At 65.4% G+C, this 22,251-nt stretch carries 25 protein-coding genes and 1 tRNA gene; 18 read left to right on the top strand and 8 right to left on the bottom strand.

Annotated elements, in window-relative coordinates:
* Positions 1 to 41: 41 nt before the first annotated feature.
* Positions 42 to 623 (top strand): NADPH-dependent FMN reductase, encoded by a 582-nt coding sequence (locus tag ACQUQO_RS03080; protein ID WP_435076477.1) that lies wholly within the window; start codon positions 42 to 44, stop codon positions 621 to 623.
* 11 nt (positions 624 to 634) lie between these two features.
* Here ACQUQO_RS03080 and ACQUQO_RS03075 read toward each other — a convergent pair whose 3' ends face one another.
* Positions 635 to 829 carry a DUF1328 domain-containing protein gene (locus tag ACQUQO_RS03075; RefSeq protein ID WP_435076476.1) on the bottom strand — a complete coding sequence of 65 codons (195 nt, stop codon included), beginning with the start codon at positions 827 to 829 and terminating at the stop codon, positions 635 to 637.
* Positions 830 to 1,183: 354 nt separating this feature from the next.
* On the opposite strand from ACQUQO_RS03075, the gene ACQUQO_RS03070 reads away from it, so the two are divergent.
* The gene (locus tag ACQUQO_RS03070; protein ID WP_435076475.1) at positions 1,184 to 1,774 is read left to right on the top strand and encodes a 50S ribosomal protein L15e; all 591 of its coding nucleotides are present in this window, start codon (positions 1,184 to 1,186) and stop codon (positions 1,772 to 1,774) included.
* A gap of 38 nt (positions 1,775 to 1,812) precedes the next feature.
* Positions 1,813 to 2,460, top strand: a complete 648-nt coding sequence (locus tag ACQUQO_RS03065) for a DsbA family oxidoreductase (RefSeq protein ID WP_435076474.1) — start codon at positions 1,813 to 1,815, stop codon at positions 2,458 to 2,460.
* Positions 2,461 to 2,528: 68 nt separating this feature from the next.
* On the opposite strand, the gene ACQUQO_RS03060 is transcribed toward ACQUQO_RS03065, so the two are convergent.
* On the bottom strand, positions 2,529 to 3,185 hold the full coding sequence (locus ACQUQO_RS03060) for a DedA family protein (RefSeq protein WP_435076473.1): 657 nt from the start codon (positions 3,183 to 3,185) through the stop codon (positions 2,529 to 2,531).
* A gap of 83 nt (positions 3,186 to 3,268) precedes the next feature.
* On the opposite strand from ACQUQO_RS03060, the gene mutS reads away from it, so the two are divergent.
* The 6 genes from mutS (at position 3,269) to ACQUQO_RS03030 (ending at position 11,894) form a co-directional block, all read left to right on the top strand.
* Positions 3,269 to 5,896 (top strand): DNA mismatch repair protein MutS, encoded by a 2,628-nt coding sequence (gene mutS, locus ACQUQO_RS03055; protein WP_435076472.1) that lies wholly within the window; start codon positions 3,269 to 3,271, stop codon positions 5,894 to 5,896.
* Positions 5,886 to 7,925 carry a DNA mismatch repair endonuclease MutL gene (gene mutL, locus ACQUQO_RS03050; RefSeq protein ID WP_435076471.1) on the top strand — a complete coding sequence of 680 codons (2,040 nt, stop codon included), beginning with the start codon at positions 5,886 to 5,888 and terminating at the stop codon, positions 7,923 to 7,925. Before mutS ends, mutL begins: the two co-directional genes overlap by 11 nt.
* A 45-nt stretch (positions 7,926 to 7,970) precedes the next feature.
* Positions 7,971 to 8,909, top strand: a complete 939-nt coding sequence (locus tag ACQUQO_RS03045) for a PfkB family carbohydrate kinase (protein ID WP_435076470.1) — start codon at positions 7,971 to 7,973, stop codon at positions 8,907 to 8,909.
* A gap of 54 nt (positions 8,910 to 8,963) precedes the next feature.
* Entirely contained in the window at positions 8,964 to 9,161 is a 198-nt protein-coding gene (locus tag ACQUQO_RS03040; protein ID WP_435076469.1) for a hypothetical protein, read from the top strand.
* Positions 9,162 to 9,695: 534 nt separating this feature from the next.
* Positions 9,696 to 11,045 (top strand): MFS transporter, encoded by a 1,350-nt coding sequence (locus ACQUQO_RS03035; protein WP_435076468.1) that lies wholly within the window; start codon positions 9,696 to 9,698, stop codon positions 11,043 to 11,045.
* Between the two features lie 117 nt (positions 11,046 to 11,162).
* Entirely contained in the window at positions 11,163 to 11,894 is a 732-nt protein-coding gene (locus ACQUQO_RS03030) for an SDR family oxidoreductase (protein ID WP_435076467.1), read from the top strand.
* Here the strand turns inward: ACQUQO_RS03030 and ACQUQO_RS03025 are convergent.
* The gene (locus ACQUQO_RS03025; protein WP_435076466.1) at positions 11,881 to 12,300 is read right to left on the bottom strand and encodes a hypothetical protein; all 420 of its coding nucleotides are present in this window, start codon (positions 12,298 to 12,300) and stop codon (positions 11,881 to 11,883) included. The two genes, ACQUQO_RS03030 and ACQUQO_RS03025, sit on opposite strands and share 14 nt — an antisense overlap.
* A 46-nt stretch (positions 12,301 to 12,346) precedes the next feature.
* Entirely contained in the window at positions 12,347 to 12,826 is a 480-nt protein-coding gene (locus ACQUQO_RS03020) for an RNA-binding protein (protein ID WP_435076465.1), read from the bottom strand.
* Between the two features lie 82 nt (positions 12,827 to 12,908).
* Here ACQUQO_RS03020 and ACQUQO_RS03015 point away from each other — a divergent pair, with 82 nt between their 5' ends.
* The gene (locus ACQUQO_RS03015; RefSeq protein ID WP_435076464.1) at positions 12,909 to 13,214 is read left to right on the top strand and encodes a DUF7562 family protein; all 306 of its coding nucleotides are present in this window, start codon (positions 12,909 to 12,911) and stop codon (positions 13,212 to 13,214) included.
* A gap of 27 nt (positions 13,215 to 13,241) precedes the next feature.
* Here the strand turns inward: ACQUQO_RS03015 and ACQUQO_RS03010 are convergent, their stop codons facing one another.
* Positions 13,242 to 15,602, bottom strand: coding sequence for a DUF2298 domain-containing protein (locus ACQUQO_RS03010; RefSeq protein ID WP_435076463.1), 2,361 nt, complete (start codon positions 15,600 to 15,602; stop codon positions 13,242 to 13,244).
* A gap of 95 nt (positions 15,603 to 15,697) precedes the next feature.
* Here ACQUQO_RS03010 and ACQUQO_RS03005 point away from each other — a divergent pair, with 95 nt between their 5' ends.
* The 4 genes from ACQUQO_RS03005 to ACQUQO_RS02990 all read left to right on the top strand — a co-directional run bounded on the left by ACQUQO_RS03005 (position 15,698) and on the right by ACQUQO_RS02990 (position 18,133).
* Positions 15,698 to 16,465, top strand: a complete 768-nt coding sequence (locus ACQUQO_RS03005; RefSeq protein ID WP_435076462.1) for a glycosyltransferase — start codon at positions 15,698 to 15,700, stop codon at positions 16,463 to 16,465.
* Positions 16,462 to 16,950 (top strand): GtrA family protein, encoded by a 489-nt coding sequence (locus ACQUQO_RS03000; RefSeq protein WP_435076461.1) that lies wholly within the window; start codon positions 16,462 to 16,464, stop codon positions 16,948 to 16,950. Before ACQUQO_RS03005 ends, ACQUQO_RS03000 begins: the two co-directional genes overlap by 4 nt.
* Positions 16,951 to 16,989: 39 nt before the next feature.
* A tRNA-Met gene (locus tag ACQUQO_RS02995) sits at positions 16,990 to 17,064 on the top strand.
* Between the two features lie 226 nt (positions 17,065 to 17,290).
* Positions 17,291 to 18,133 carry a DUF5694 domain-containing protein gene (locus tag ACQUQO_RS02990; RefSeq protein WP_435076460.1) on the top strand — a complete coding sequence of 281 codons (843 nt, stop codon included), beginning with the start codon at positions 17,291 to 17,293 and terminating at the stop codon, positions 18,131 to 18,133.
* 1 nt (position 18,134) lies between these two features.
* Here the strand turns inward: ACQUQO_RS02990 and ACQUQO_RS02985 are convergent, their stop codons facing one another.
* Positions 18,135 to 18,827, bottom strand: a complete 693-nt coding sequence (locus tag ACQUQO_RS02985) for a type 1 glutamine amidotransferase domain-containing protein (RefSeq protein ID WP_435076459.1) — start codon at positions 18,825 to 18,827, stop codon at positions 18,135 to 18,137.
* 40 nt (positions 18,828 to 18,867) lie between these two features.
* A complete protein-coding gene (gene hpt, locus ACQUQO_RS02980) occupies positions 18,868 to 19,434 on the bottom strand; it encodes a hypoxanthine/guanine phosphoribosyltransferase (RefSeq protein ID WP_435076458.1) in 567 nt (188 codons plus the stop codon).
* A 99-nt stretch (positions 19,435 to 19,533) separates the two neighbouring features.
* Between hpt and ACQUQO_RS02975 the strand changes: the two genes are divergently transcribed.
* From ACQUQO_RS02975 to ACQUQO_RS02960, 4 genes are all read left to right on the top strand, one after another.
* Positions 19,534 to 19,716, top strand: coding sequence for a hypothetical protein (locus tag ACQUQO_RS02975; protein WP_435076457.1), 183 nt, complete (start codon positions 19,534 to 19,536; stop codon positions 19,714 to 19,716).
* 161 nt (positions 19,717 to 19,877) lie between these two features.
* Complete coding sequence (locus ACQUQO_RS02970; RefSeq protein WP_435076456.1) at positions 19,878 to 20,279, top strand: Fic family protein; 402 nt, start codon at positions 19,878 to 19,880, stop codon at positions 20,277 to 20,279.
* A gap of 360 nt (positions 20,280 to 20,639) precedes the next feature.
* Entirely contained in the window at positions 20,640 to 20,945 is a 306-nt protein-coding gene (locus tag ACQUQO_RS02965; protein ID WP_435076455.1) for a DUF433 domain-containing protein, read from the top strand.
* Entirely contained in the window at positions 20,942 to 21,268 is a 327-nt protein-coding gene (locus ACQUQO_RS02960) for a DUF5615 family PIN-like protein (protein ID WP_435076454.1), read from the top strand. Before ACQUQO_RS02965 ends, ACQUQO_RS02960 begins: the two co-directional genes overlap by 4 nt.
* Before the next feature lie 405 nt (positions 21,269 to 21,673).
* On the opposite strand, the gene ACQUQO_RS02955 is transcribed toward ACQUQO_RS02960, so the two are convergent.
* Positions 21,674 to 22,069: a type IV pilin gene (locus ACQUQO_RS02955; RefSeq protein ID WP_435076697.1), complete on the bottom strand. Its 396-nt coding sequence runs from the start codon at positions 22,067 to 22,069 to the stop codon at positions 21,674 to 21,676.
* Between the last annotated feature and the right edge of the window lie 182 nt (positions 22,070 to 22,251).

The following is a 22,251-nucleotide window of genomic DNA, read 5'->3' as shown; positions in this document are numbered from 1 at the left end:
GCTCCGACGGGGCTTTGGGTCCGAGGTACGTCCATCCAGCCATGCCAGACCGCCCACACGTCGTCGCGCTTTCCGGCAGCCTCCGAGACGCCAGCTACACCCGCCTCGCGCTCGATGTCGCGCTCGCCGAGGCCGAGGAGATGGGTGCGAGCACCGACCTCGTCGACCTCCGCGACCTCGACCTCTCGGTGTTCGATGCCGATGCGCGCGACGCCGGCGACGCGCTCGCGCTCAAAGAGCGGGTTCGGGCGGCCGATAGCGTCCTCCTCGGCACGCCCTCCTATCACGGGTCGTACTCCTCGGTGCTGAAGACTGCGCTCGATTACTGCGGGTTCGACGAGTTCGAGCACACTACTGTCGGACTGCTGAGCGTCTCCGGCGGGAAGTTCCCCATCACGCCGCTCGACCACCTTCGGTCCGTGGCGCGGGCGCTCAACGCGTGGGTCATCCCGCATCAGGCCGCCGTTCCACGGGTCAGCGACAAGTTCGAGAACGGCGAACTCGTGGACGAAAGTTCCGTCGAGCGCGTGGCGACGCTCGGTCGACGGGCGGTCGAGTACGCGACCATCGAACCCGACCCGCCATGTCTCGAAAGCACGCAAAACGTCGGTGCTGACGACTAAAAATTCGGTGTTCAGAGAACGAGCGAGACGATGGCGAGGACGACGAACACGATGATGAGGATGCGGGCGATTCCAGCGGAGAGACCCGCGATGCCCCGTGCGCCGGCGAGATAGGCGACGATGGCGAGGACGATGAAGACGACCGCGAGATAGAGGAAGTCGCCCGAGAACTGCAGCGCCGTCCCGGTGAGGGCGAGGGGGTTCATCGGCGACGCTCCCGAACGGCTGTGGCCGGTCGTGGGTGATGACGATTGGAGGATGATTCGAACATCACGTACAGACTCATCCGACCCGAACCTCACGATATAGCTTGCACTCGACGGGTAGTTAAAAGCAACCAGCCGGACCGGCCACGGCGCTTGCCGCCGGGCGACGGGTTTCGAAGCCCTTAACAGCGATTGCCCGGAAGGAGTGGTAACTCGCTGGGAACCGGGCACCGGCGGGCACCTGCTCGTGTGAATCCGCACAGCAGGCCGGTATGTGGCCACCGTGGCCCGTTGGGCCACGACGAGGCGGCGAAGCCGCCGGAGGGCTGAACCATCAACGCCCGCAGACCAACCATGGCACGAAGCTTCTACGCACACGTCGGCGACGCGTGGCACGACGCGGACAACGACAAACACGCCGAACTCCAGTGGCGACGGCTCCAGGAGTGGCGCGAACAGGGAGCCATCGAGCGCATCGACCGCCCCACCCGCTTGGACCGGGCGCGTTCGCTCGGCTACAAGGCCAAACAGGGCGTCGTCCTCGCCCGCATCGCGGTTCGGAAGGGCACCGCCCGCAAGGAGCGCCACACGGCCGGTCGACGGACGAAGCGACAGGGTGTCAACCGCGTCACCCGAACGAAATCCAACCAGCGCATCGCCGAGGAGCGCTCCAGCCGGAAGTTCACAAACCTCCGCGTGCTCAACTCCTATCCCGTCGGCGAAGACGGCTCTCAGCAGTGGTTCGAGACCATCCTCATCGACCCCGAGCACCCGGCCATCGAGAACGACGACGACCTGAACTGGATCTGTGACGACTCCCACCGCGGCCGGGCGTTCCGCGGCCTCACGAGCGCCGGCACGAGCGGGCGCGGACTCGATACGAAGGGCAAGGGTGCCGAACACACCCGTCCGAGCGTCCACGGCGACCAGGGTCGCGGGAAGTAAGCCGACCCTTCTTTTGTCGCGAGTGCCTACTTCCTCCGATGAGCCACGACACCGCTTCGGGTGCGACGGCGGGCGAGGAAACGATAACGATGTACGCCGATTACGTCTGTCCCTTCTGCTATCTCGGCGAAGCATCCCTCGAACAGTATCGGGAGCGCCGCGAGCAACCACTCGACGTCGAGTGGCATCCGTTCGACCTCCGTGGCGGCCAGCGCGGTCCAAACGGGGAAATCGACACCACCATCGAGAACGGCAAGGACGAGGACTATTACGCACAGGCGAGAGAAAACGTCGAGCGACTCCAAGAGGAGTACGACGTCGAGATGTCGCTGTCGATAGCGCGCGAGGTGGACTCGAAGAACGCCCAGCAGGCCGCCGTTTACGTCCGCGAGGCATACCCCGAGAAATTCGAGGACTTTCACGAACGGGTGTTCGACGCGCTCTGGCAGGACGAACGCGACATCGGCGACCCGGATGTGCTGGCCGATATTGCCATGGGATTGGGAATCGACGCCGCGGACCTCCGGGCAGCTATCGACGACGACGAGCGCGAGTCGGCTCTCGAAGAGCGCTTCGCCGAGGCAAAGGGGGCGGGTGTCACGGGCGTGCCGACGTTCGCCTACGAGGGCTACGCCGCCCGCGGGGCCGTCCCACCGGAACAGCTCGAACGGCTCGTCGAGGGATAATCAGGCATCCGAGCGGCGGCCCGACTGAGCCGGTTTCTGCGAATCCGACGGAGAGAGCGACGGAGACACTACCGGAGCCGCTCGCCCCAGGAATTCCGTGCGAACAACACGAAAAACAGCCCCAGTCCAAATCCGGCGACCGCGAGAACGGGGTTTGCAAGCGCCACGGTCACGCCGCGGTCGAACTGTCCACCGAGCCAGCCGAACAGTAGCTGCGAGGGCACCAGCTCGCGGCCGGTGAGAACGAGCGCCGCGACGCCAGCGGCGAACAGCCCGCTGCCGCCGGCGGAGTAGACGGTGAACCGCCCCACACCCATCCCCGCGATGCCGGCGGGAATCGAGATAATCGAGCGCAGCACGGGCAACAGCCGTCCCCAGAACACCGACGACTCGCCCCAGCGGCGAAACCAGCCGCTCGCGCGCTCGATGTCATCCGTCGAGACGCTGACGTACGTCCCATACCGGTCGATGACGGGCTGGTGGGCCGCATCGAAGACGAAATAGACGAACAGACTTCCGACCGTGGCCCCGACCATCACGGCGAGCACGAACGCGAGAAAGCTCGCCGGGCCGGTGACCAGCAGGGCGGCCGCGACGGGCACGACGAGTTCGCTCGGGACGAACGGGAAGAGCAGCGAGGTTTCGAGGAAGGCGAACACGAGCAACGCGAAAAATCCATATTGGGCGAGCAGCGCCGTCGCCGTCCCCTCGATACCGGCGAGCATCGTTCGAACCGTTCCGCCGTGGGGACTTCGGCGTTGCCTTTCGGAACCCACAGGCTTTAGCGCGATGTGCTCCGAGCGGAACCATGACCGAGGAGGGAATTGTCGGGGAGTTCCTCACACTCAAAGACGAGACCGATGCCGACTTGCTGGCGATGCAGTGTGGCGATTTTTACGAGTTCTTCGCCGAGGACGCCGAACTCGTCGGCGAGGAACTCGACCTCAAGGTCTCCCAGAAGTCCTCACACGGGTCGTCCTACCCGATGGCCGGCGTGCCCCTCAGCGAACTCACGGCCTATCTGAAGGTGCTCGTCGAGCGCGGTTATCGCGTCGCCGTCGCCGACCAGTACGAGGTCGATGGTGGTCACGAGCGGGCCATCGAGCGCGTCGTCACGCCGGGTACGCTCCTCGAAACCACCGAGACCGAGGCGCGCTATCTCGCGGCAGTCGTCGAAGCGGGTGGCGGCTACGGCTTCGCCGTCGCGGACGTCACCACTGGCCGGTTTCACGCCACCGAACTCGATGGTGACGAACTACTCACCGAATGCTACCGGTTCGGTCCCGCCGAAATCCTGCCCGGTCCCGACCTCCGGGCGGACGACGGACTGGTAGAGCAACTGCGTGCGACCGACGCGACCCTCTCGCTGCATGCGACCGAGGCGTTCGCCCCCGGGCAGGCACGGCAGGCGGTCGAGGGGCAGTTCGGTGCGGCGGCGGTTTCGAGCGTGGGTCTCGACGATGCCACCGCAGCGATTCGGGCGGCGGGTGCGGTGCTGTCGTACGTCGACGACACGGGGGTGGGCGTGCTGGCGTCGATGACGCGGCTGCAACCCTACGACACGGGCGACAGCGTCGCGCTCGATGTGACCACCCAGCGCAACCTCGAACTCACCGCAACGATGGGCGAGGGAGGGCACTCGCTGTTCGACGTTCTCGACCACACCGTGACCAGTGCTGGCGGACGAACCCTCCGCGAGCGACTCTGCCGGCCGATTCAGGACGAGGGCGAACTCGCGCGGCGGGCCGACTGCGTGGAAGCGCTCGCAGGCGCGGCGCTCGCGCGCGAACGGCTCCGCGAGACGCTCGGCGAGGGTTACGACATCGCGCGGCTGGCGAGCAAGGCGGTCTCGGGCAGCGCCGACGCGCGCGACCTGCTCCGGGTGCACGATACGCTCGTCGTGCTCGACGACGTTGCCGAAGTCGTCGAATCCCCGGAACTCGGCGACTCGCCGCTCGCCGGCGTCGTCGAGCGGCCGGACAGAGCGGAAGCCGAAACGTTGGCCACGGAACTCGCCGACGCGCTCGCCGCAGACCCGCCCGCGGGCGTCCGCGAGGGCGGTCTCATCCGGCAGGGCTATCACGACGAACTGGACGACCTCATCGAGGGCCACGAGGCGGCGCTCGACTGGATGGACGGGCTTGCCGAGCGCGAGCAGTCTCGGCTGGGCATCACCCATCTGAGTACGGGCCGGAACAAGACGGATGGATACTACATTCAGGTGGGAAACTCCGAGACCGACGAGGTTCCCGACGACTACGACGAGATAAAATCGCTGAAGAACGCAAAGCGCTACACCACTGAAGAACTGGCCGAGCGCGAACGCGAGATATTTCGCTTCGAGGAACGCCGTGGCGACCTCGAACACGAACTGTTCACCGGCCTCAGAGAACGCGTTGCCGAACACGCCGAGTTGCTTCAGGACGTCGGTCGTGCGCTCGCCGAATGCGACACCCTATCGAGCCTCGCAGTGCATGCCGTCGAGAACGGCTGGACCCGGCCCGAACTGGTCGTCTCGGGCATCGACATCGAGGCGGGCCGCCACCCAGTGGTCGAGCAGGAAGTCGAGTTCGTCCCGAACGACCTCACCCTCGCCGCCGAGCGCGAGTTTCTCCTCGTGACCGGTCCAAACATGAGCGGGAAGTCCACCTACATGCGCCAGAACGCCCTGATTGCCCTCTTGGCTCAAATCGGGAGTTTCGTCCCCGCTCGGAGCGCACGCATCGCGCCCGTTGACGGCATTTACACTCGTGTGGGCGCGCTCGACGAACTCGCACAGGGACGCTCGACGTTCATGGTCGAGATGAGCGAGTTGGCGAACATCCTGCATTCGGCCACCGAGGATTCGCTGGTGATTCTCGACGAGGTGGGGCGAGGCACGGCGACGTACGACGGTATTTCAATCGCGTGGGCCGCGACCGAGTACCTCCACAACGAGGTGCGCGCGAAGACGCTCTTTGCGACCCACTACCACGAACTCACGGGGCTGACCGAACACTTAGACCGAGTGGCGAACGTCCATATTGCGGCGGACGAGCGAAACGGCGAGGTGACCTTCCTCCGCACGGTCGAGGAGGGACCGGCCGACCGCTCGTATGGGGTCCACGTCGCGGACCTCGCGGGCGTTCCGGGACCGGTGGTCGAGCGCTCGCAGGACGTGCTCGCAAAGCTCCGCGCCGAGAAGGCCATCGAGGCCCGTGGCTCGTCCGGGGAGACAGTCCAGACGGTGTTCGACCTCGACAGTGCGTCGTTCCGCGGGTCGGCCAGCGCCGATGGAGGGCAGGCGGCCGACGGAAACGCCGAGACCGACGGGACCGTCCCGGCGGTCGAATCGGTCGTCGAGGCGCTGCGGACGACCGACGTGGCGGAGACATCGCCGGTCGAACTGATGGGCAAAGTCGAACGGTGGCAGGAGGAACTCGACGATGAGCGGTAGCGAAGACGGCGGTGCTCCGGACGAGATTCGGCGGCTCGACCAGTCCACCATCGAGCGCATCGCCGCCGGCGAGGTGGTCGAGCGGCCCGCCTCCGTCGTCAAAGAACTCGTCGAGAACAGCCTCGATGCGGACGCCTCGCGGGTGCGTATCGCCGTCGAGCGCGGCGGCAAGGACGGAATCCGCGTGACTGATGACGGGGTCGGGATGAGCGAATCCGCAGTCGAGACGGCCGTCGAGAAACACACGACGAGCAAGATCGGCGACATCGCGGACCTCGAAGCCGGTGTGGATAGTTTGGGGTTTCGGGGCGAGGCACTCGCGGCCGTCGGCGCGGTCTCGCGGCTCACGATTCGAACCAAGGCACGCGGTGCGAGTCGCGGAACCGAACTGACGATGGTCGGTGGCGAGGCCGAGAGCGTCGCACCCGCCGGCTGTCCCGAGGGCACGACCGTCGAGGTGACGGACCTCTTTTATAATGTCCCCGCGCGGCGGAAGTACCTGAAACAGGACGGGACGGAGTTTTCCCACGTCAGTCGGGTGGCGACGGGCTATGCGCTCTCGAACCCCGACTGCTCGCTCGCGCTCTCGCACAACGACCGCGAGGTGTTCTCGACGACTGGGCAGGGAAGCCTCGAAAGCACAGTATTGGCAGTCTATGGCCGCGAGGTCGCCGAGGCGATGATTTCCCTCGACGGCGAGAGCGCCGAGGGACCGCTCGCATCGGTCGACGGCGTCGTCAGCCATCCCGAAACGACGCGGGCGAGTCCGGAGCATTGCTCGGTGTTCGTCAACGGCCGGTACGTCCACGCGGGCAGCGTTCGGGATGCCATCGTCGATGCGTATGGCGGCCAGCTCGCGCCCGACCGCTACCCGTTCGCGGTCGTCTTCCTCTCGTTGCCGCCGGAGACGGTCGACGTGAACGTCCACCCCCGGAAACAGGAGGTGCGCTTCGCCGAGGAAGAAACAATACGCGAACAGGTCGAGACGACCGTCGAGAGCGCGCTCTTGGACGCCGGTCTCGTGCGCTCTGGCGCGCCGCGCGGCCAGTCGGCCCCCGAACAGACGGTCATCGAGCCGGAACCCACCGAATCGGGCGACGGGAGCGATACCGTCGGCCGGTCGGCAGCGACGACCGATGGGGCAACGAGCGATACCCAAACCGACGAGACGATGCAGACGACCAGCCCAGACCCAGAAACTGAACCTGCCGAGGGACCTCCGGGTGCGAGCGCAACGCCGAGGGACGACGAAACGAGCGACGAACGGCGGTCCGAACCGTTGGAACCGCCGGAGCCATCGACGGGCGGTGCGGAGAGGGAGACGGTCGAACACGGGCGGAAGTTCACCGAGACGCCCGCACAGTCGACCCTCGACGGCGAGACGACCATCGACGAACCGGCCTTCGAGCGCCTGCCGCGCCTGCGCGTGCTCGGCCAGCTTCACGACACGTATCTCGTCTGTGAATCGCCCGACGGTCTCGTGCTCGTCGACCAGCATGCCGCCCACGAGCGGGTCAACTACGAACGTCTGCGCGAGCGTTTCGCCGGAGACATGGGAGTACAGGAACTCGCCGCACCGGTCGACATCGAACTGACGGCGGCCGAAAGCGCGCTGTTCGATGGGTTCACCGAGGCGCTCTCGGAGCTCGGCTTTCGGGCCAGTCGGAGCGGACAGGGGCGAATCGAGGTTGTGGCGGTGCCGGCGGTGCTCTCGGGCGCGGCCGACCCCGAACTCCTGCGGGACGTGCTGTCGGCGTTCGTCGGCGAACGCGACCCCGGCGACACGGTGGAGAAGGTCGGTGATGCGCTGCTCGCGGACCTCGCGTGCTATCCCTCGATTACGGCGAACACGTCGCTGTCGGCGGGGACAGTGACGGACCTCCTGCGTGCGCTCGACGCCTGCGAGAACCCCTATGCCTGCCCGCACGGCCGGCCGGTCGTCATCGAACTGAGCGAGAGCGCACTGGACGAGCGCTTCGAACGCGACTATCCCGGCCACGCCGGCCGGCGGGCGAACCACGACCCATAGGTCGCCGACCGCACGGGTAATATACCTCGGCTGAATGGTGAAATCATGACGAAGTTTCTCGCGGTCGGCGCGGCCGGTCTGGAACTCGCACCCGAGGGTGACGAGCGCCTCGAAACGGCCACTCGGCTGGATGTTGCGGTCACGGGACCGGAATCGAACGCCGTGGTCGCGGCGAGTCGTCTCGGTATCGATACCACGTGGCTCTCGAAACTGCCCGACAGTGCGCTCGGGCGGCGCGTGACCGGTGCACTCCGACGCCACTGCGTCGAACCGGCGGTGTGCTGGGGCGGGGAGGGGGTGGGACTGACGTTCGCCGAACGAGCGGCGGCCCCGCGGGAGAGTACCCGTATCGACGACCGAGCGGGGGCGGCGGCCGCGTCGCTGACGCCGGACGAATTGCCCACGGAAGACGTTCGTGGGGCCGAACTCCTGTACACGAGCGGCGCGACGCTCGCGCTTTCGGAGACGCTCGCCGAGACGACTGCTGAGTTGTTCGCGGCGTTCGACGGGCCGAGGGCGCTCGCGTTCGAGCGCTCGCGGGCGGTCGAATCGTCCGCGGCACGCGAGCGCATCGGGTCGCTGCTGTCGACGACGGATGTCCTGTTTACGACCGAGGCAGGGGCGGCGGTTCTCGACGAACACGGGACGCCACCGGAGACCGCCCACGCGCTCGCCGCCACCCACGGCCTCGACGTCGTGGTGGTCGTCCGCGAGGACGGCGGCGCGCTCGTCTGGTACGAGCGGACTGTCCACGAGCAGCACTCTCCAGAGACCGACACGATTGACGAGCGTGGCGCGTTCGACGCGCTCTGTGGAGCGTTTCTCGCCCGCCGACTCGACGGCGAGGATGTGGACGAGGCGCTTGTGGCCGGGGTCGCCTGTGGAGCGCTCGCGCGCACCGTCCGTGGCGCAATGCCCGTGATAGCTCCGGCGGAGGTGGACGACTGCATGGCGGCGATGGACGGGGGCAGCGGCCACCCCTGAGATGGGACCGTGCGCGCCCGCAATCGTTATTTTCTGGGCACGAGCAGTTGCGGTATGGTCGATGAGTTCCCGCGTTCGTGGCGCGACCCGCAGTACGTGGGCGCGGTCGTCGGCGTGCTCGCAACCGGTGCGGTGGCGTTCTATGCTGGTCTCACAGCCGGGCCGCCGACACCGGGAACCGCAATGTCGGTGTTGCTCGCCGTGTTCGTTCCATGGACGATTGCGCAGTGGGCCGCCCGCCGCTGGCTGTGAACTCGGTAGAGCGACTTTGTCGATGAATGGTATTCGTACGGTGTTGTCGTAGCGTCCGGTGAGAACTGCCGATGCATCCGGACGGAACTCTGACTCAAGCGAGAACCACAAGCCACACCCTCCCCAGCCGATTCCTTCGCTCGCTCACTTCGTTCGTGGTTCGAGACGCCTTCGGCGTCTCGTCACTGAGCGGGGCCGAAGGTCCCGCGATGTCCAAAAGAGCCGAAGGTTCTTTTGGACATCACGAGAGGCGCTTCGTGCCTCTCGAACGACGCCGCTCAGTCATCCACCGTCAGAGCGTGGCTCTGACGAGCCTGCACTCGCTGACGCTGGCGCAGATCACGCGCGAGTCGCGCCCTGCGGCGCTCCCGCGCCAACCGTCCCAAATGGTGGCTGAACTCCCAACAGACAATGTAGATTACACGACATACTGGAACCGAACAGCGGAGGGAGAGCGATGAATTCCCTGTGCTATATAGCCACGGAAACCGCTATGTGGCAACGATTTATCCCATCGCTCGCCGATCTGCCGACATGGCCGGCGAACCGACGAGCGTTCGCGCGCAGGTCCGGCAGTTCTTCGCGCTCGAACGCGACGTGCTCGTGCTCTCGGTTGCGATGTTCGCATTCAGCCTCGGCTTCCAGATGACGAGTCGCTACCTCTCGGAGTACATGGTCGCGCTGGGTGCGAGCGTGTTCGTCGTCGGTCTCTACGGGACCGTCTCGAACGTCATCAGCGCGGTCTATCCCTACCCCGGCGGCGTCATCTCGGATTGGGTCGGCTCGCGCTACGCGCTCACGCTCTTTGGATTCCTCTCGGCGGTTGGCTTCGGCATCTGGCTCGTCGCACCCGCCGCGGGCGCGCTCGCGGTTCCCTTGCTTTTCGTCGGCGTGGTGTTCGCACAGGCGTGGAAGTCCTTCGGGCTGGGTGCGACCTTCGCCATCGTCAAACAGAGCGTCGCGCCCGCGCGGCTCGCCGAAGGGTTCGCCAGCACTGAAACTGTGCGCCGGAGCGCATTTCTGGTGGGACCGCTGCTCGCGGCCGGCGTGTTCGCCCTTTTCGGGATGGCCGACGCCGGCTCGATGGCGAACTCCCGCATCGTCACCGCGTTCGGAGTCATTCTCGCTATCGCGGTCGTCTTTGCCCTCGGCGGCACGCTTGCCCAGCACGTCCTCTACGATGCGGCAGGCGACGACTTCGGCGAGGGGTTCTCCGGCATCTCACAGGTCGTTGCTGACCTCCGGAACTTGCCAACCGAGCTGCGGCCGCTGCTGGTCGGCGACACCTTGGTTCGGTTCGCCAACGGGATGGTCTACGTCTTCTTCGTCATCGTCGTCACGCGCTTTCTCGGCGTCGGGCTGTCACTGAGTCTGCCGGTCGTCGGCGACATCGACCTCTCGCCACAGGCGTACTTCGGGGTACTGTTGGGCATCGAGATGGCCGTCGCACTCCTGACGATGGTCCCTGTGGCGAAACTCGCCGAGCGCGTGGGACTCAAGCCCGTCGTTACGCTCGGCTTCGCCGTCTATGCAGTCTTTCCCGCTCTGCTCATCACCGCACCCGCCGATGCCGGAGTTCTCGCGGCCCTGTTCGCCTTCTCCGGGCTGCGTTTCGCTGGTCTGCCTGCGCACAAGGCACTCATCGTCGGTCCCGCCGAGCGCGGCGCGGGCGGGCGCGTCACTGGGTCGTACTACCTCGTCCGCAACGTCGTCGTCATCCCGAGTGCGGCACTCGGTGGCGCGCTCTACGGCGGCGTGGCGCTTCCGGGCATCGGCACCGTCGGGAGCCCGCCGCTGGCTTTCGGCGTGGCGACGGCCGTCGGTCTTCTCGGCACGGGGTATTTCCTCGTCTTCGGCGAGGAGTTCGCGGCCGCCGGTCGATGACTATTGAGCCGAGTAGCCCGCCGTCGACGAAGCTAGACAGAGTCGACCCGCGTAGTCGTCGAGTCCGGCCGGACGACAGCCGAAAGACCGAACACCTCACCCTCCCATCTCCCTGTCATGGCATCCTCCCTTGCGGGCAAGAGCGCAATCGTCACCGGCGCGAGTTCGGGTATCGGCAGCGAGACGGTTCACGCGCTCGCACGCGAGGGGGCGAACGTCGCACTCGCCGCGCGACGCGAGGGTCGATTGAACGACATCGCCGAGGAGGTCGAGAGCGACCACGATGTCGAGGCGCTCGTCGTACCGACCGACGTGACCGACGAGACGGCGGTCGAGGACCTCGTCGAGCGGACGGTCGAGGAATTCGGGGGTCTCGATGTGCTCGTCAACAACGCGGGTCTCGCCCGTGGGTCGGCCGTTGACGACCTCTCGACCGAGGAGTATCGGACGATGATGGACGTCAACGTCGACGGGAGCTTCTTCGCCACGCGGGCGGCCCTCCCGCACCTCGAAGACTCGGCGGGCAACCTCATCTACATCGGAAGTTTCGCGGGCCAGTACCCGCGCCCGTTCAACCCCGTCTACGCCGCGACGAAGTGGTGGGTGCGCGGGTTCGCCCACAGCGTGGCGGCCGCGGCTGGGGAGGACGGCGTCGCCGTCACCGTCATCAACCCCTCGGAGGTGCGGACCGAGTTCGGCGACGGTGGGAGTTTCAACGAGCGCTTCGATGAGGGCGAGGTCACCGAACCGGACGAAATCGCCGACGCCGTGGTTTTCGCCGCCAGTCAGGAGAACTCGACGGTGAGCGAACTCGACCTCTACCGCCGGGACAAGTTCAGCAGTTTTTGAGCGCGACGCTGAGTGCATCGGCGGGAGTGGCGGGACCGCGGACGTACCGCACCGGGTCGTGCTCGATGGCGAAGACCTGAATCGTGACGACGAGTCGCGCGCCCGATAGCGTCGCACGCAGCACCGGACCGACGCTCGTGACGACGAGGTACGGTGGTGCGGCGACCGGCTCCGCCGGAAGGCCCTCACCGAGCGCAGCGACAGCATCGACGAGCACCGTGGGAAGCCGGTCGATGACATCTCCCCTCTGGAGTGTGCGTTCGAACGGTTCGACCACGTGCTGACGGTCGGTCGTTGCGTCGCCGTCCCACGATTCGGCGACACAATCGGCACACGCGAGTGTCCTTTCGAGGAGTTCCTCGTGAGTGTCGAGGACGTACTCGCGGATGGCGCGCTCCCGGGTCACGTTCGACGCCTCGCACCGGCGGCGGGGTCGATGCCGGACACGAAAATCAGATCGAGAACTCGTAGAGGTCGTCGCCGACGTGATGGAGCGATTCGATGACCTTCCCGGAATCGCCGGCCATCTCGCTTCCGTCGGCCATCGCGCGCCCGACGGCGAGCACCTTGCCATGAGTTTCCTCGGCGATGGCGACGAGGTCGCCGGATTCGATGTCGGGGTCGGCCTCGGTGATGCCCGGTCGCATCACGTCCGCCCCATCGGAGACGAACGATATCGCGCCCGCATCCACCGTGACGACGTGGCTCTCGGGCGGGAAGTCGTTCGCGCCGCGCACGGTGAGAAACGGCTCGCCGTCGAAATAGCATATCGTGGGGTCGCCGTCGACCAGCACCAGGTCGCGCTCGGCGTCGGCGAACTCCACTCGTTCATAGCTGTCGCCGTCGAGATCGATGCCGAGCGCTCCGGAGAGGCTCTCCTCGATGTCGGCCACCGCGTCACTGCGGAGGTGATGACGGGATTTGACCTGCATGGGCTATCCTCTCGACGGTTGGGGATAAATCGTGCGCTGGACGACGCGAAGAGGTAAGTGCCCCGCCGTGTAAGCTATGTCCATGTGGGGGTCCCGGCGAAACCGGGGGGCGAAACGCGTCACCTGCATCGCCTGCGGCGAGGACGTGCGGCGCTCGGCAGCGCGCGAATACGACAAACACGGCGACCGGTGGGAGCGACGGAACAAGGCGTTCGAACACCTCTGTAAGGCGTGTCACCGTGACCTCTGCCATCAACCCCGCGACGAACTCGAAGCGCTGCTGGTCGAAATCCATGCCGAGATCGGCAGTTGCTCGCAGAAGGCGTTTCTCGCACAGTACGAAAAACTGGTCGAGGAGCGCTACGGCCCGCTCGAAGAGCGCGGTTGATCGCCCCACCGTCGCTCGACCGTTCAATCAGGCAGCCAATCGCCCCTGGTTCACCCGATAAATCGTCACCGCATCCCACCGTTTGGCGACGCTCACGCCACGCAGGTCGTCGAAGTCCGTCGGTCCATAGGCCGCCCGCTCGTTCGGGCCGACGTAGATGTACCGGACATCGTATTCGTCGAGGAGTCGGGCGCGCTCGTCGGGCGTTCCCTGATAGATGGTTTCGACGTCAGCGACGCGCTCCAGATACGGGTTCTCGCCGCGATAGCCGATCTCGTGGTCCCAGCCGACGACAGTCGGGAGTCCCGTGAGGCTCGACGGGGCGTTGACCCAGTTGTAGCTGGTCAGGTCATCGTCCTCGTTGCAGTAACAGCCCGGCGTCGAGACGATGTGTGGCTGGCCTTCGCGCGCGTCGAGCCACGCGATGGCTGCGGCCTCCTCGGGATGGGTGGTCGAGACGAACTCCAGCGCGTCGAGGGTCGGGTTCTCGACGGTCGCCACGCTCGCCTCGCTCGTCAGTTGGTCGGTGAGTGCGAGCGCACCGTATATCGACGTCGAAAGCACGAGAACGACGAGTAACACGCGACCAGCCGTGCGAGCACCGCCCGATAGCGTGGCGGCGCTCGATTCAGGAGCGCCAGCGAGCCACGCGGCCATCGCACCCGCCGCCGTCCCGAACAGCACCCACACCTGCGCGTAGGTCTTGAAGACGGTGTTGAACCGGCCCGGCCCGGCGTTCTCTTGGATATACACGAACTCCACGATGAGCACGAGACCGACGCCGGCGACGAGCAGGACGGTCTCGAAACCTACGTCGGGTAGTGACGGTCGGCCTTCGACGCCGCCATCCGATTCGGCGGGTCGCGCCCGTTGGGTGAGACCTGATTTCGTCTGAGCGAGGTGCTCGCCGTTTCGTCGCACCGCGAGCACCAACCAGCCGACGAGCAGGAGCGGACCGAACAGCGCGAGCGCGGCGGCATCGACGAGCCACGCGAGGGTGAACAGTCCAACCGTCGCCATGAGCGCAGCCTGCCGCGTGCGTTTTGCGAGGGCACGCGAGCGAGCGAGGAGATACGGGACGAACACGGCGACGAACGCGCCGTGGACGAGCACGAGCGGCCCCAGCGCGCTCCGGTCGGGCAGGAATGCGATGGCGCGACCGCTCGCTGCCCCGAGCCAGAACGGCAGCGACCAGAGCAGTCCCATGACGAGAACGCCCGCCGCGACCGCCAGCGCGCCCGTCGTCCGCGATAGTTCTCGGGCGAGCCACGACTCGCCCGAGGGCCACCGCGAGTCGAGTCGTGGAACGAGCGCCGTGGGAGTGCCGTCGTCGAAGGTGAGCGCGAGCCATCCCACCCCCACGGCGGTCGGGAAACTCCACGTGTTGATGACCGCGAGCAGCCCGGCAAGCGGTGGCAGTGCGCCGAAAACAAGCAATCGGCGACGCCCGAGTGCGTCGGCCGAGGTACGGTAATAGGCGAACCACACCCCCGCCGCGAGCAGGAGGAACGGCGTGCTCATCATGTGGGCGTGGAGGTCGCCGTTGAGCCACGCGAACAGCGGGAACTCGTTGACGGTGCCGGGAATCACGCGGCTCGCATCCCAGTAGCTGAAGGCCGCTGGCGAGGCCACAAGCCCCTCGATAGCCACGCCGAGCGCGCCGGCAACCGTCTGCGTGAGTCCGTCTGGAAGTGTCCACAGAACGGCTCTTCCCGGCGTTTCGAGGTTGCTGGCGAAGCCGACGAAGAAGACTCCGACGACGCCGGCCGTCCGCGCCGAACGCCCGCGTGCTGCCGCAATCGCGCCGGCGAGACCGTAGACTGCCGTGGCGAGCATGCCGAAAAAGCCCGCGAGCGCGAGGTTGTAGGCATAGCGCGCCTCGGTGAACGTGAGCTTTGCCAGCAGCGCCGTGAGGAGATGCCCGCCGTAGTAGTATTTGACCGGCTTGCCGGCGAACCAGAAATCCTCCGGCGGGAGACGGGTGGTGCGAAGCAGCGACTTGAGCAGGCCGAAATCGAGGAACTTCTCGCCGCCGCCGGGATGGACGGCCGGGTCGAGCGCACGCACCGCGGTCATGAACAGAAATGCAAGCGCGAAGACGACGGCCGGTCCGGCCATCGCCCGGAAATCGAATCGATTCCTATCGAGGTTGCGAACGGAGAGCACCGAAAGGGCGACGAGTGCGACCAGCCCGATGACGAGACCGGCGGTGAGCGAGAGATGGCCCACCCAGTAGGCGACGATGCCGACGACCGCGAGCGACAGCGGCAGCGCCAGCGCCACCCCGCGGTCGGGAAAGCCCCGAAAGAACCGGGCGGCGAGCGGCGCTCCCAGAAGTCCGAGCGCAAGAAAGGCCGCGAGCCAGAGGGCAACGAGACCGAACTCCATATCGGAGGCGGGGAAGCGGCGCATATCGGTCTTGCGGGATGGCGGCAGCCGGCGGTTCCGAACCGCTTTTATCCGCTCCGTCGGTGACTTCGGCCATGCAGCGCTCCGTCGGGGTCGTCGTGCCGGCCTACCGGCCCGACGTCGAGCGACTCGCCGAGTACGTCACCGCCATCGCCGAGCGACTCGATCCGACGGCCATCCGCGTCGAACTCGACGTTCCCCAGCCGGGTGTGGTCGAAGCGCTCGCCCCGCTCCCGGCGACCGTCGCCACGGCCCCCTATCGCCGCGGGAAAGGGCGAGCAATCACGATGGGGTTCGAGGCGCTCGATACCGACGTTATGATGTTCGCCGACGCCGACGGCAGCACGCCCGTCGATTCGCTCGTATCCGTCGTCCGGCCCGTCGAGGAGGACGACGCGGACCTCGCGGTCGGCTCGCGCCGCCATCCCGAGGCACACATCGCGCGCCACCGGACGTTCGCACGCCGCCGGCTCGGCGACACGTTCGCGTGGCTCGCCCGCCGGCTGCTCGACCCCCAACTGTTCGACTATCAGTGTGGTGCGAAGGCCATCTCCCGCGCGGCGTGGGAGGGCGTGCGCGAACACCTCTACGAGTCGGGATTCGCGTGGGACATCGAACTCGTCGCCATCGCGGGTGCACTCGGCCAGCGCATCGCGGAAATCCCCATCGAGTGGCACGACCAGCCCGACTCGACCGTGTCGCCGCTTGGAACCTCGGTCGCGCTCGCGCGTGGATTGCTCGCCGCCCGCCACCGTGCGGCGCTCATCCACGAGAACCGGCTGCACGGTGTGATTGCTTCCCAGCGCGAGGAATATCCGCTCATCGACGGCAATGAACGATGAGTACGCGGACGCTCCTTGCCGGTCTCTACGCTCGCTTCGCGGCGATAACGTCCGCGGTGCGCTTCGGACAGTTCGTCTCCATCGGCGTGCTCGGCGCGGTCTGTGAGAACGCCGTCCTGCTGGGGCTGGTCGAGACGCTCGCTATCACGCCCGAAATCGCCAAACTCGTCGGGGCGGAAACGTCGATTGTCGTGATGTTCGCCGCCAACGAGCGCTGGACGTTCGTCGACGAGGGGCGGGCTGGACTCCGCTGGCTCGTCCGTCGATTTCTCACCTCGAACCTCGTCCGGGCGGGCGGCGTGCTCGTCGGCACGGCCGTGTTCTCGGCGCTGATTCGATGGGTGAACGTCTCGCTGTCGTTCGCGGGCATCGAGTTCTGGCTGCTCGCCGCGAACGCCATCGGTATCGCGGTCGGATTGGTCGTCAACTACGTCGCCGAGAGCCTCTTCACGTGGCGCGTTCACACGGGAACCGACGGCGAGTGAATCACAACCCTTAACCAGCAAACCGCGGTACGATTGGGTAGCGGGATGGGATAGCCAGGAGATTCCGGCGGGCTCATAACCCGCAGACCGGTAGTTCAAATCTACCTCCCGCTACTCCACCACCTTTTGCTGCACTCAGTCGCTCCCTGCGGTCGCTCCTTCGTTGGCAAAATCTGGACCAAAAGCCTCCTCCTTCCCCTTGGTCAGTCGTCGGCCCGCTCGCTCACTGCGTTCGCTCGCGGCAGAGCAACCTATCTCCGCAACCGCACAGCACCGCTACCGCGTCGCCACCGCGCTGCACCAAGACTTAGGAACACGCCGGTTCAGGTCGTACTCATCGATGGCAGACGCCGAAAAATCCGAAATTCCGCCGGAGGGGTGGCCGCGTTGCGAACCCGAGCAGGTGCAGGTGATGCTGTTGGGGACGTATCACATGGATAATCCGGGATTGGATGAGGTGAACGTCGATGCCGACGACGTACTCACCGACGAGCGCCAAGCGCAACTCGAAGACCTCACCGAGCGCCTCGCGGACTGGAAGCCCGACCGAATCGCCGTCGAACGGCCCTATGACAACGTGGCGGCCGTGAACTCACTCTACGAGCGCTATCGAACGGGCGAATATGCCTACGACCGCGAGGAGACGTTTCCCGCCCCGCACCCGATGCGAGACGACGACGAGAGCGAATGTCGAAGCGAGGTCGTGCAAATCGGTTTCCGGCTGGCCGACAGGCTGAATCACAGCCACGTCGTGCCGATTGACGAGCACCCGGATGAGCCGGACGACGACCCGTTCGCCGACCGCGAAATCGATTCGACACGGAAGACCTCGGTTGCACTACCCGACCCCGAGGAACGACAGCGCGAAATCAGCCGCCGTCTCGTATCGACACCCATCCCCGAATACCTCGCATGGAAAAATCAGGAATCACAGCTTCGATACAACCACGATTTGATGTTCGACCGTGGAATACGAGCGACGAAGGAAACGCTCGGCACTCCCACGTTTCTCGCATACTGGTACGACCGCAACATTCGGATGGCCCACCATCTCTGGCGAACGATGGAGCATGGCGATGAACGCATGCTACTGGTCGTCGGCACCGGGCACATCAGGGTGCTGCGCCATCTGCTTGACGAAACGCCGATGTGCTGTCCGGTGAGTCCGCTGCCGTATCTGTGAGTCAGGCCGACCGTTCGACACCCAATTCGTCGAGCAGTACCTCGCCGCCGGCGGCCGACGAGCCGGGACCGCGGGCGGTGACGAGGTCGCCATCGACGGTCACGCTCTCGTCGGCATCGAGTTCGGCGTCCCAGTTGCCGCCGGCAGCTTTCACCTCCTCTTCGACCCAATAGGGGAGTTTCCGGCCGTCGGGCATCCGGTCGTGTTCGTCGACGATGCCTTCCTCCCACTCGTTCGGGAACCCAGTTATATCGCGGCCCTCGACGAGCAGGGAGCCGTCATCCTCGCGGGCAAAGGCGAAGATACCCACTGCGTGGCAGACGACGTAGCCTTTCCCCTCGTCGCCGGCGACCGCATCGGCGAGCAGCGCGCGGGCGTGGCGGTCCTGATTGATGTCCCACTCGGTCCCGTGGCCGCCGGGGAAGGCCACGAGGTCGTACTCGCTGGCATCGGCGGTCGCAATCGGAATCGGGTCGTTCAGGCGCTCGTCGGAGTCGTGAATCTCTCGAACCTCCTCGGCAGTTTCCTCGCCCACCTCGTCGGGGTCGACCGAGCGCTCGTCGATTTTCGGTGGTGCGCCGCTCGGCGTCGCCACGGTGATATCGACGCCCGCATCCGAAAGCATCGTGAGCGGCGTCGTACATTCCTCGCCCCAGTACCCCTCCTCGCTGACGACGAACAGTGCGCTTGGCATCGGATGGGATAGCAGCGCCGCACCCAAAAGCCCCGTGACCTCAGCCGTCGCCCTCGGAGTCCACGATGACGACCTCGCGGTCCACGACATCGACGTTGATGAGCGTCTTCACGTCGTAGTTCGAGTCGTCGAGTTCGTTGCCGCCGCCGACTTTTTTGATGACTGCGACCACGTCGGCGACCTCCGCGCCGATCTCTTCGAGCGCGCCGGTGATACCGCGGAGCGTTCCGCCCGTCGAGAGCACGTCGTCGAGCAGGAGCACGCGGTCGCCGGCATCGACGTCGTTGATGTACATCTCGTTTTCGGAGTAGCCGGTGACCTGCGAGAGCGCGACCTCGCCCTCCAGCCCGTACTGGCGCTTGCGAACCACCACGAGGGGGATGTCGGTCATCAGCGAGACCGCCGTGGAGATGTGGATGCCCATCGCCGCGGGCGTGACGATCTTGTCGACGTCGAGGTCGGCCTTGCGGATGATCTTGATGACGATCTCGCGCAGGAGTTCGGGTTCGAGCATCGGCACGCCGTCGCTGATGGGGTGGACGAAGTAGTGATAGCCCTCCTTTTCGATGACGGGCGCATCGAGCAGCGACGCCTCCAGCTGATTCATGCTGCGGGTACAGCCAGTCGGGGGTAAAACCTGACGGTCGCCGGGCGGCCATGCGTGTGCCGGGCATGCCCTCATCCGTACGCACTCCCAATCCCACATATGGCCAGCACGACCGCCGTTCCCGGCGAGAACGGCCAACTCGAAATCGTCTGTCACCGAAACGGCGAGGCCGAACCGAGCGCGAGCATGACGAACATGGAGGGCGAGGTCTCGCTGCTCATCAACGACTTGGAACCGAACGAGGCCGTCGAAATCGAAATCATCGAGAGCAACGGCGAGTAGCGAAAACGGTGTTTTCGCCGAGCAGTTACCGCCGCCGAGGTCCGTGTGCCACTGAGTGGATGAACTGGTGGGTGATTCCCGAGCATTTGGCGGGGCAGGGACGATATCCTGAAACGTCACAGGCTCGCAAAGGGATGCAGCGCAGGCTATGGTGGACGAGAATGACTGACGACCTACCCACACCGGGCGAAATCATCACGATACACGACCGAATCGACCAAAAATACGACCTGAAATATACGGGCATCCGTACCGCAGCGCCGAGGAGCAAACTCAGACGGGAGGTCATCAAACCGGCGGCCGAATACGATGACCCATACCATCGAGCGGCGACATTGCTGTTCGGGATTCAAAGCGCCCACGTATTTGAAGACGCGAACAAGCGGACGGCGTGGACCGTCACGATGGAATATCTGGAGCGAACGGGAAGCAGGCCGGACTTTCAGCAAGACAACGACACAATCGAGCGAATCGTTCGCCGCGCCGGCCTGTTCGACGTGACCGAACTCGCCGCGTGGCTCGAAACGGGCGCTATCGACGAATCGAAACTGCCGGAACACTAATCATGAAACGGAACGACAGTCACACTATGGCCGAATCGGGACACGAGCAGGACGAAGACAAAGGATTTCGAGAGCGGGTGGACCGAATCATCGAACGGGAACGCCCGATTCTGGATAGACTGGCCGACGAGTAGGCCGCTCATCGACAACTTGGAGCCGAACGAGACCGTCGAATCGAGATCATCGAGAGCAACGACGCGGAGCAATAATTTTCACTTCGCTTCCGAACCACCGGCTCCCGTCGTCGCGCCGTCGAAAAATACTGAATCGCACCGAACCGTTCAGTTCACTCCGAGAGGAGTGGAGTGTTGCTGTCGCGTGACGCGCAGGTTCAAGTAGCCCGACTAGCTACGAACACACATGAGCACCACCGTCGAAATCGTCAAAACGCCCGACGTGCTCCACGGCAAGCCCCGAATCGAGGGGACACGTATCGGCGTGTTCACGATAGGTGAGAGCGTTCGCGCTGCCGGGCGGTCCGTCGAGGATATGCTCACCGCGTACCCGGACCTCACCCGCGAGCAGGTCGAGGCGGCGCTTGCCTACTACGACGACCATCCCGAGGCGATGGATATCCTTCGTCAACAGAAAGAGGCGACCCGACAGCGGGTGCTGAGTCAGAGCCGTGCCCCCGGCGCGTCGGACGACGCGAAGCACCGGTCGTGAAAATCCTCTGTGACCAACACGTCGATGAAAAATACGTCACCGCGTTCGACCGTGCCGACTGGGCCACGGTCGCTCGCATCAGGGACCTTCTCTCACCGAGTACCGTCGATGAGTCCATCAGCGAATACGCCGCCCGAAATGGATGGGTGGTTTTCACGGCAGACAACGATTTCTTCGACTTCGACCACAACCGGGGACTGCTGCTGTACGTCGAACGGCGAAACCCGTCGCCCGGAGCCGTCGTCAACGCGGTTCGGGTGATAGCCGACGCCTACGACGACCACCGGCACATCGAGGAATACGTCCCCGGCGAGTGGGTCTAAGACCCACCTTTTGCTGCGCTCGCTTGTTCGCTACGCTCACTCGCTCGCTGGCAAAATGTGGATCAAAAGCCTCGCTCGCACCTTTTTACTTCGGGGCGTCGCGCTCGCTTCGCTCGCGCTCAACCCCTCGCAAAAATCTGCACCAAAAACTCCCGCTCACTCGCTTCGTTCGCTCGCGGTACAATCACTATCGCTCCCGCAACTGCACTCCGCACAGCACCGCCGAAGCCCTCGGCTCGTTCGTTCACTCCGTTCACTCACTCGCCTCGCCCTTCATCCGCCAGGACCGCCCGCCGCACCGCCACGCGACCGTCGTGCCGCCGACTCTCGTCGTCGTCGGGTCGTCGAAAAATGGGAATCGCACCGAACCGCTCAGTTCACTCAAAGGGTGGGCGGGTCGCCGGATTAGTTTGAGGTCTCCCAGAGCGTTGATGAACTGCCACCACCCGCAGGGGTCCAAGTCACACGGACCGAACTGGCTCCCGGCGTTATCGTACCTGAGCTGCCAGCAGTGAGTGGATCGGACCAAGTGCCACCACTGGGTGTCACCTCCGAACCATCCGCGTACACGGTCACTTGACTCGTGTTGATGGCATCACCGGCCTCCATTGTCAGAGTCCCAGAATCTGCATCGTAACTGAAACTCGCCTGTGGTGTCGTCTGTTGGTTGCCACCGAGTCCTAGCACGAATGCGCCGATGACGGCGGCGAGAATCACGACGACTGCGACCATCAACACGACGCCAATCACGGGACTGACGCCCCGTTTGTCCGCAACGAACTGTTTGAGTTGTTCCTTCATTTTCCTGTGTTCTGCACACCACCGCCGCCGGGAGCGAAGCGCCGACCGCTCGGCCCGCAGCGCGTTGGTGCGTTGGGCGGTCTGGCTGCGGTATGGTATATAAACCATCCGTGTTCGGTTAAGGCCTCACCTCCGCGTTGAAGGCGTAAGCCACTCGTTTGTTCAGGGTAAGGCGTGATCTC

The organism is Halococcus sp. AFM35, from assembly GCF_051195015.1.
GTDB lineage: Archaea > Halobacteriota > Halobacteria > Halobacteriales > Halococcaceae > Halococcus.
The sequence above is the reverse complement of the archived record's forward strand: the minus strand, read 5'-3'. Positions and strand labels throughout refer to the sequence as shown.

Excerpts from the sequence above, each read along its gene's own strand:
- ACQUQO_RS03080 (WP_435076477.1), top strand. The coding sequence starts at position 42 with ATGCCAGACCGCCCACACGTCGTCGCGCTTTCCGGCAGCCTCCGAGAC.
- ACQUQO_RS03075 (WP_435076476.1), bottom strand. The coding sequence starts at position 829 with ATGAACCCCCTCGCCCTCACCGGGACGGCGCTGCAGTTCTCGGGCGAC.
- ACQUQO_RS03070 (WP_435076475.1), top strand. The coding sequence starts at position 1,184 with ATGGCACGAAGCTTCTACGCACACGTCGGCGACGCGTGGCACGACGCG.
- ACQUQO_RS03065 (WP_435076474.1), top strand. The coding sequence starts at position 1,813 with ATGAGCCACGACACCGCTTCGGGTGCGACGGCGGGCGAGGAAACGATA.
- ACQUQO_RS03060 (WP_435076473.1), bottom strand. The coding sequence starts at position 3,185 with ATGCTCGCCGGTATCGAGGGGACGGCGACGGCGCTGCTCGCCCAATAT.
- mutS (WP_435076472.1), top strand. The coding sequence starts at position 3,269 with ATGACCGAGGAGGGAATTGTCGGGGAGTTCCTCACACTCAAAGACGAG.
- mutL (WP_435076471.1), top strand. The coding sequence starts at position 5,886 with ATGAGCGGTAGCGAAGACGGCGGTGCTCCGGACGAGATTCGGCGGCTC.
- ACQUQO_RS03045 (WP_435076470.1), top strand. The coding sequence starts at position 7,971 with ATGACGAAGTTTCTCGCGGTCGGCGCGGCCGGTCTGGAACTCGCACCC.
- ACQUQO_RS03040 (WP_435076469.1), top strand. The coding sequence starts at position 8,964 with ATGGTCGATGAGTTCCCGCGTTCGTGGCGCGACCCGCAGTACGTGGGC.
- ACQUQO_RS03035 (WP_435076468.1), top strand. The coding sequence starts at position 9,696 with ATGGCCGGCGAACCGACGAGCGTTCGCGCGCAGGTCCGGCAGTTCTTC.
- ACQUQO_RS03030 (WP_435076467.1), top strand. The coding sequence starts at position 11,163 with ATGGCATCCTCCCTTGCGGGCAAGAGCGCAATCGTCACCGGCGCGAGT.
- ACQUQO_RS03020 (WP_435076465.1), bottom strand. The coding sequence starts at position 12,826 with ATGCAGGTCAAATCCCGTCATCACCTCCGCAGTGACGCGGTGGCCGAC.
- ACQUQO_RS03015 (WP_435076464.1), top strand. The coding sequence starts at position 12,909 with ATGTGGGGGTCCCGGCGAAACCGGGGGGCGAAACGCGTCACCTGCATC.
- ACQUQO_RS03010 (WP_435076463.1), bottom strand. The coding sequence starts at position 15,602 with ATGGAGTTCGGTCTCGTTGCCCTCTGGCTCGCGGCCTTTCTTGCGCTC.
- ACQUQO_RS03005 (WP_435076462.1), top strand. The coding sequence starts at position 15,698 with ATGCAGCGCTCCGTCGGGGTCGTCGTGCCGGCCTACCGGCCCGACGTC.
- ACQUQO_RS03000 (WP_435076461.1), top strand. The coding sequence starts at position 16,462 with ATGAGTACGCGGACGCTCCTTGCCGGTCTCTACGCTCGCTTCGCGGCG.
- ACQUQO_RS02990 (WP_435076460.1), top strand. The coding sequence starts at position 17,291 with ATGGCAGACGCCGAAAAATCCGAAATTCCGCCGGAGGGGTGGCCGCGT.
- ACQUQO_RS02985 (WP_435076459.1), bottom strand. The coding sequence starts at position 18,827 with ATGCCAAGCGCACTGTTCGTCGTCAGCGAGGAGGGGTACTGGGGCGAG.
- hpt (WP_435076458.1), bottom strand. The coding sequence starts at position 19,434 with ATGAATCAGCTGGAGGCGTCGCTGCTCGATGCGCCCGTCATCGAAAAG.
- ACQUQO_RS02975 (WP_435076457.1), top strand. The coding sequence starts at position 19,534 with ATGGCCAGCACGACCGCCGTTCCCGGCGAGAACGGCCAACTCGAAATC.
- ACQUQO_RS02970 (WP_435076456.1), top strand. The coding sequence starts at position 19,878 with ATGACTGACGACCTACCCACACCGGGCGAAATCATCACGATACACGAC.
- ACQUQO_RS02965 (WP_435076455.1), top strand. The coding sequence starts at position 20,640 with ATGAGCACCACCGTCGAAATCGTCAAAACGCCCGACGTGCTCCACGGC.
- ACQUQO_RS02955 (WP_435076697.1), bottom strand. The coding sequence starts at position 22,069 with ATGAAGGAACAACTCAAACAGTTCGTTGCGGACAAACGGGGCGTCAGT.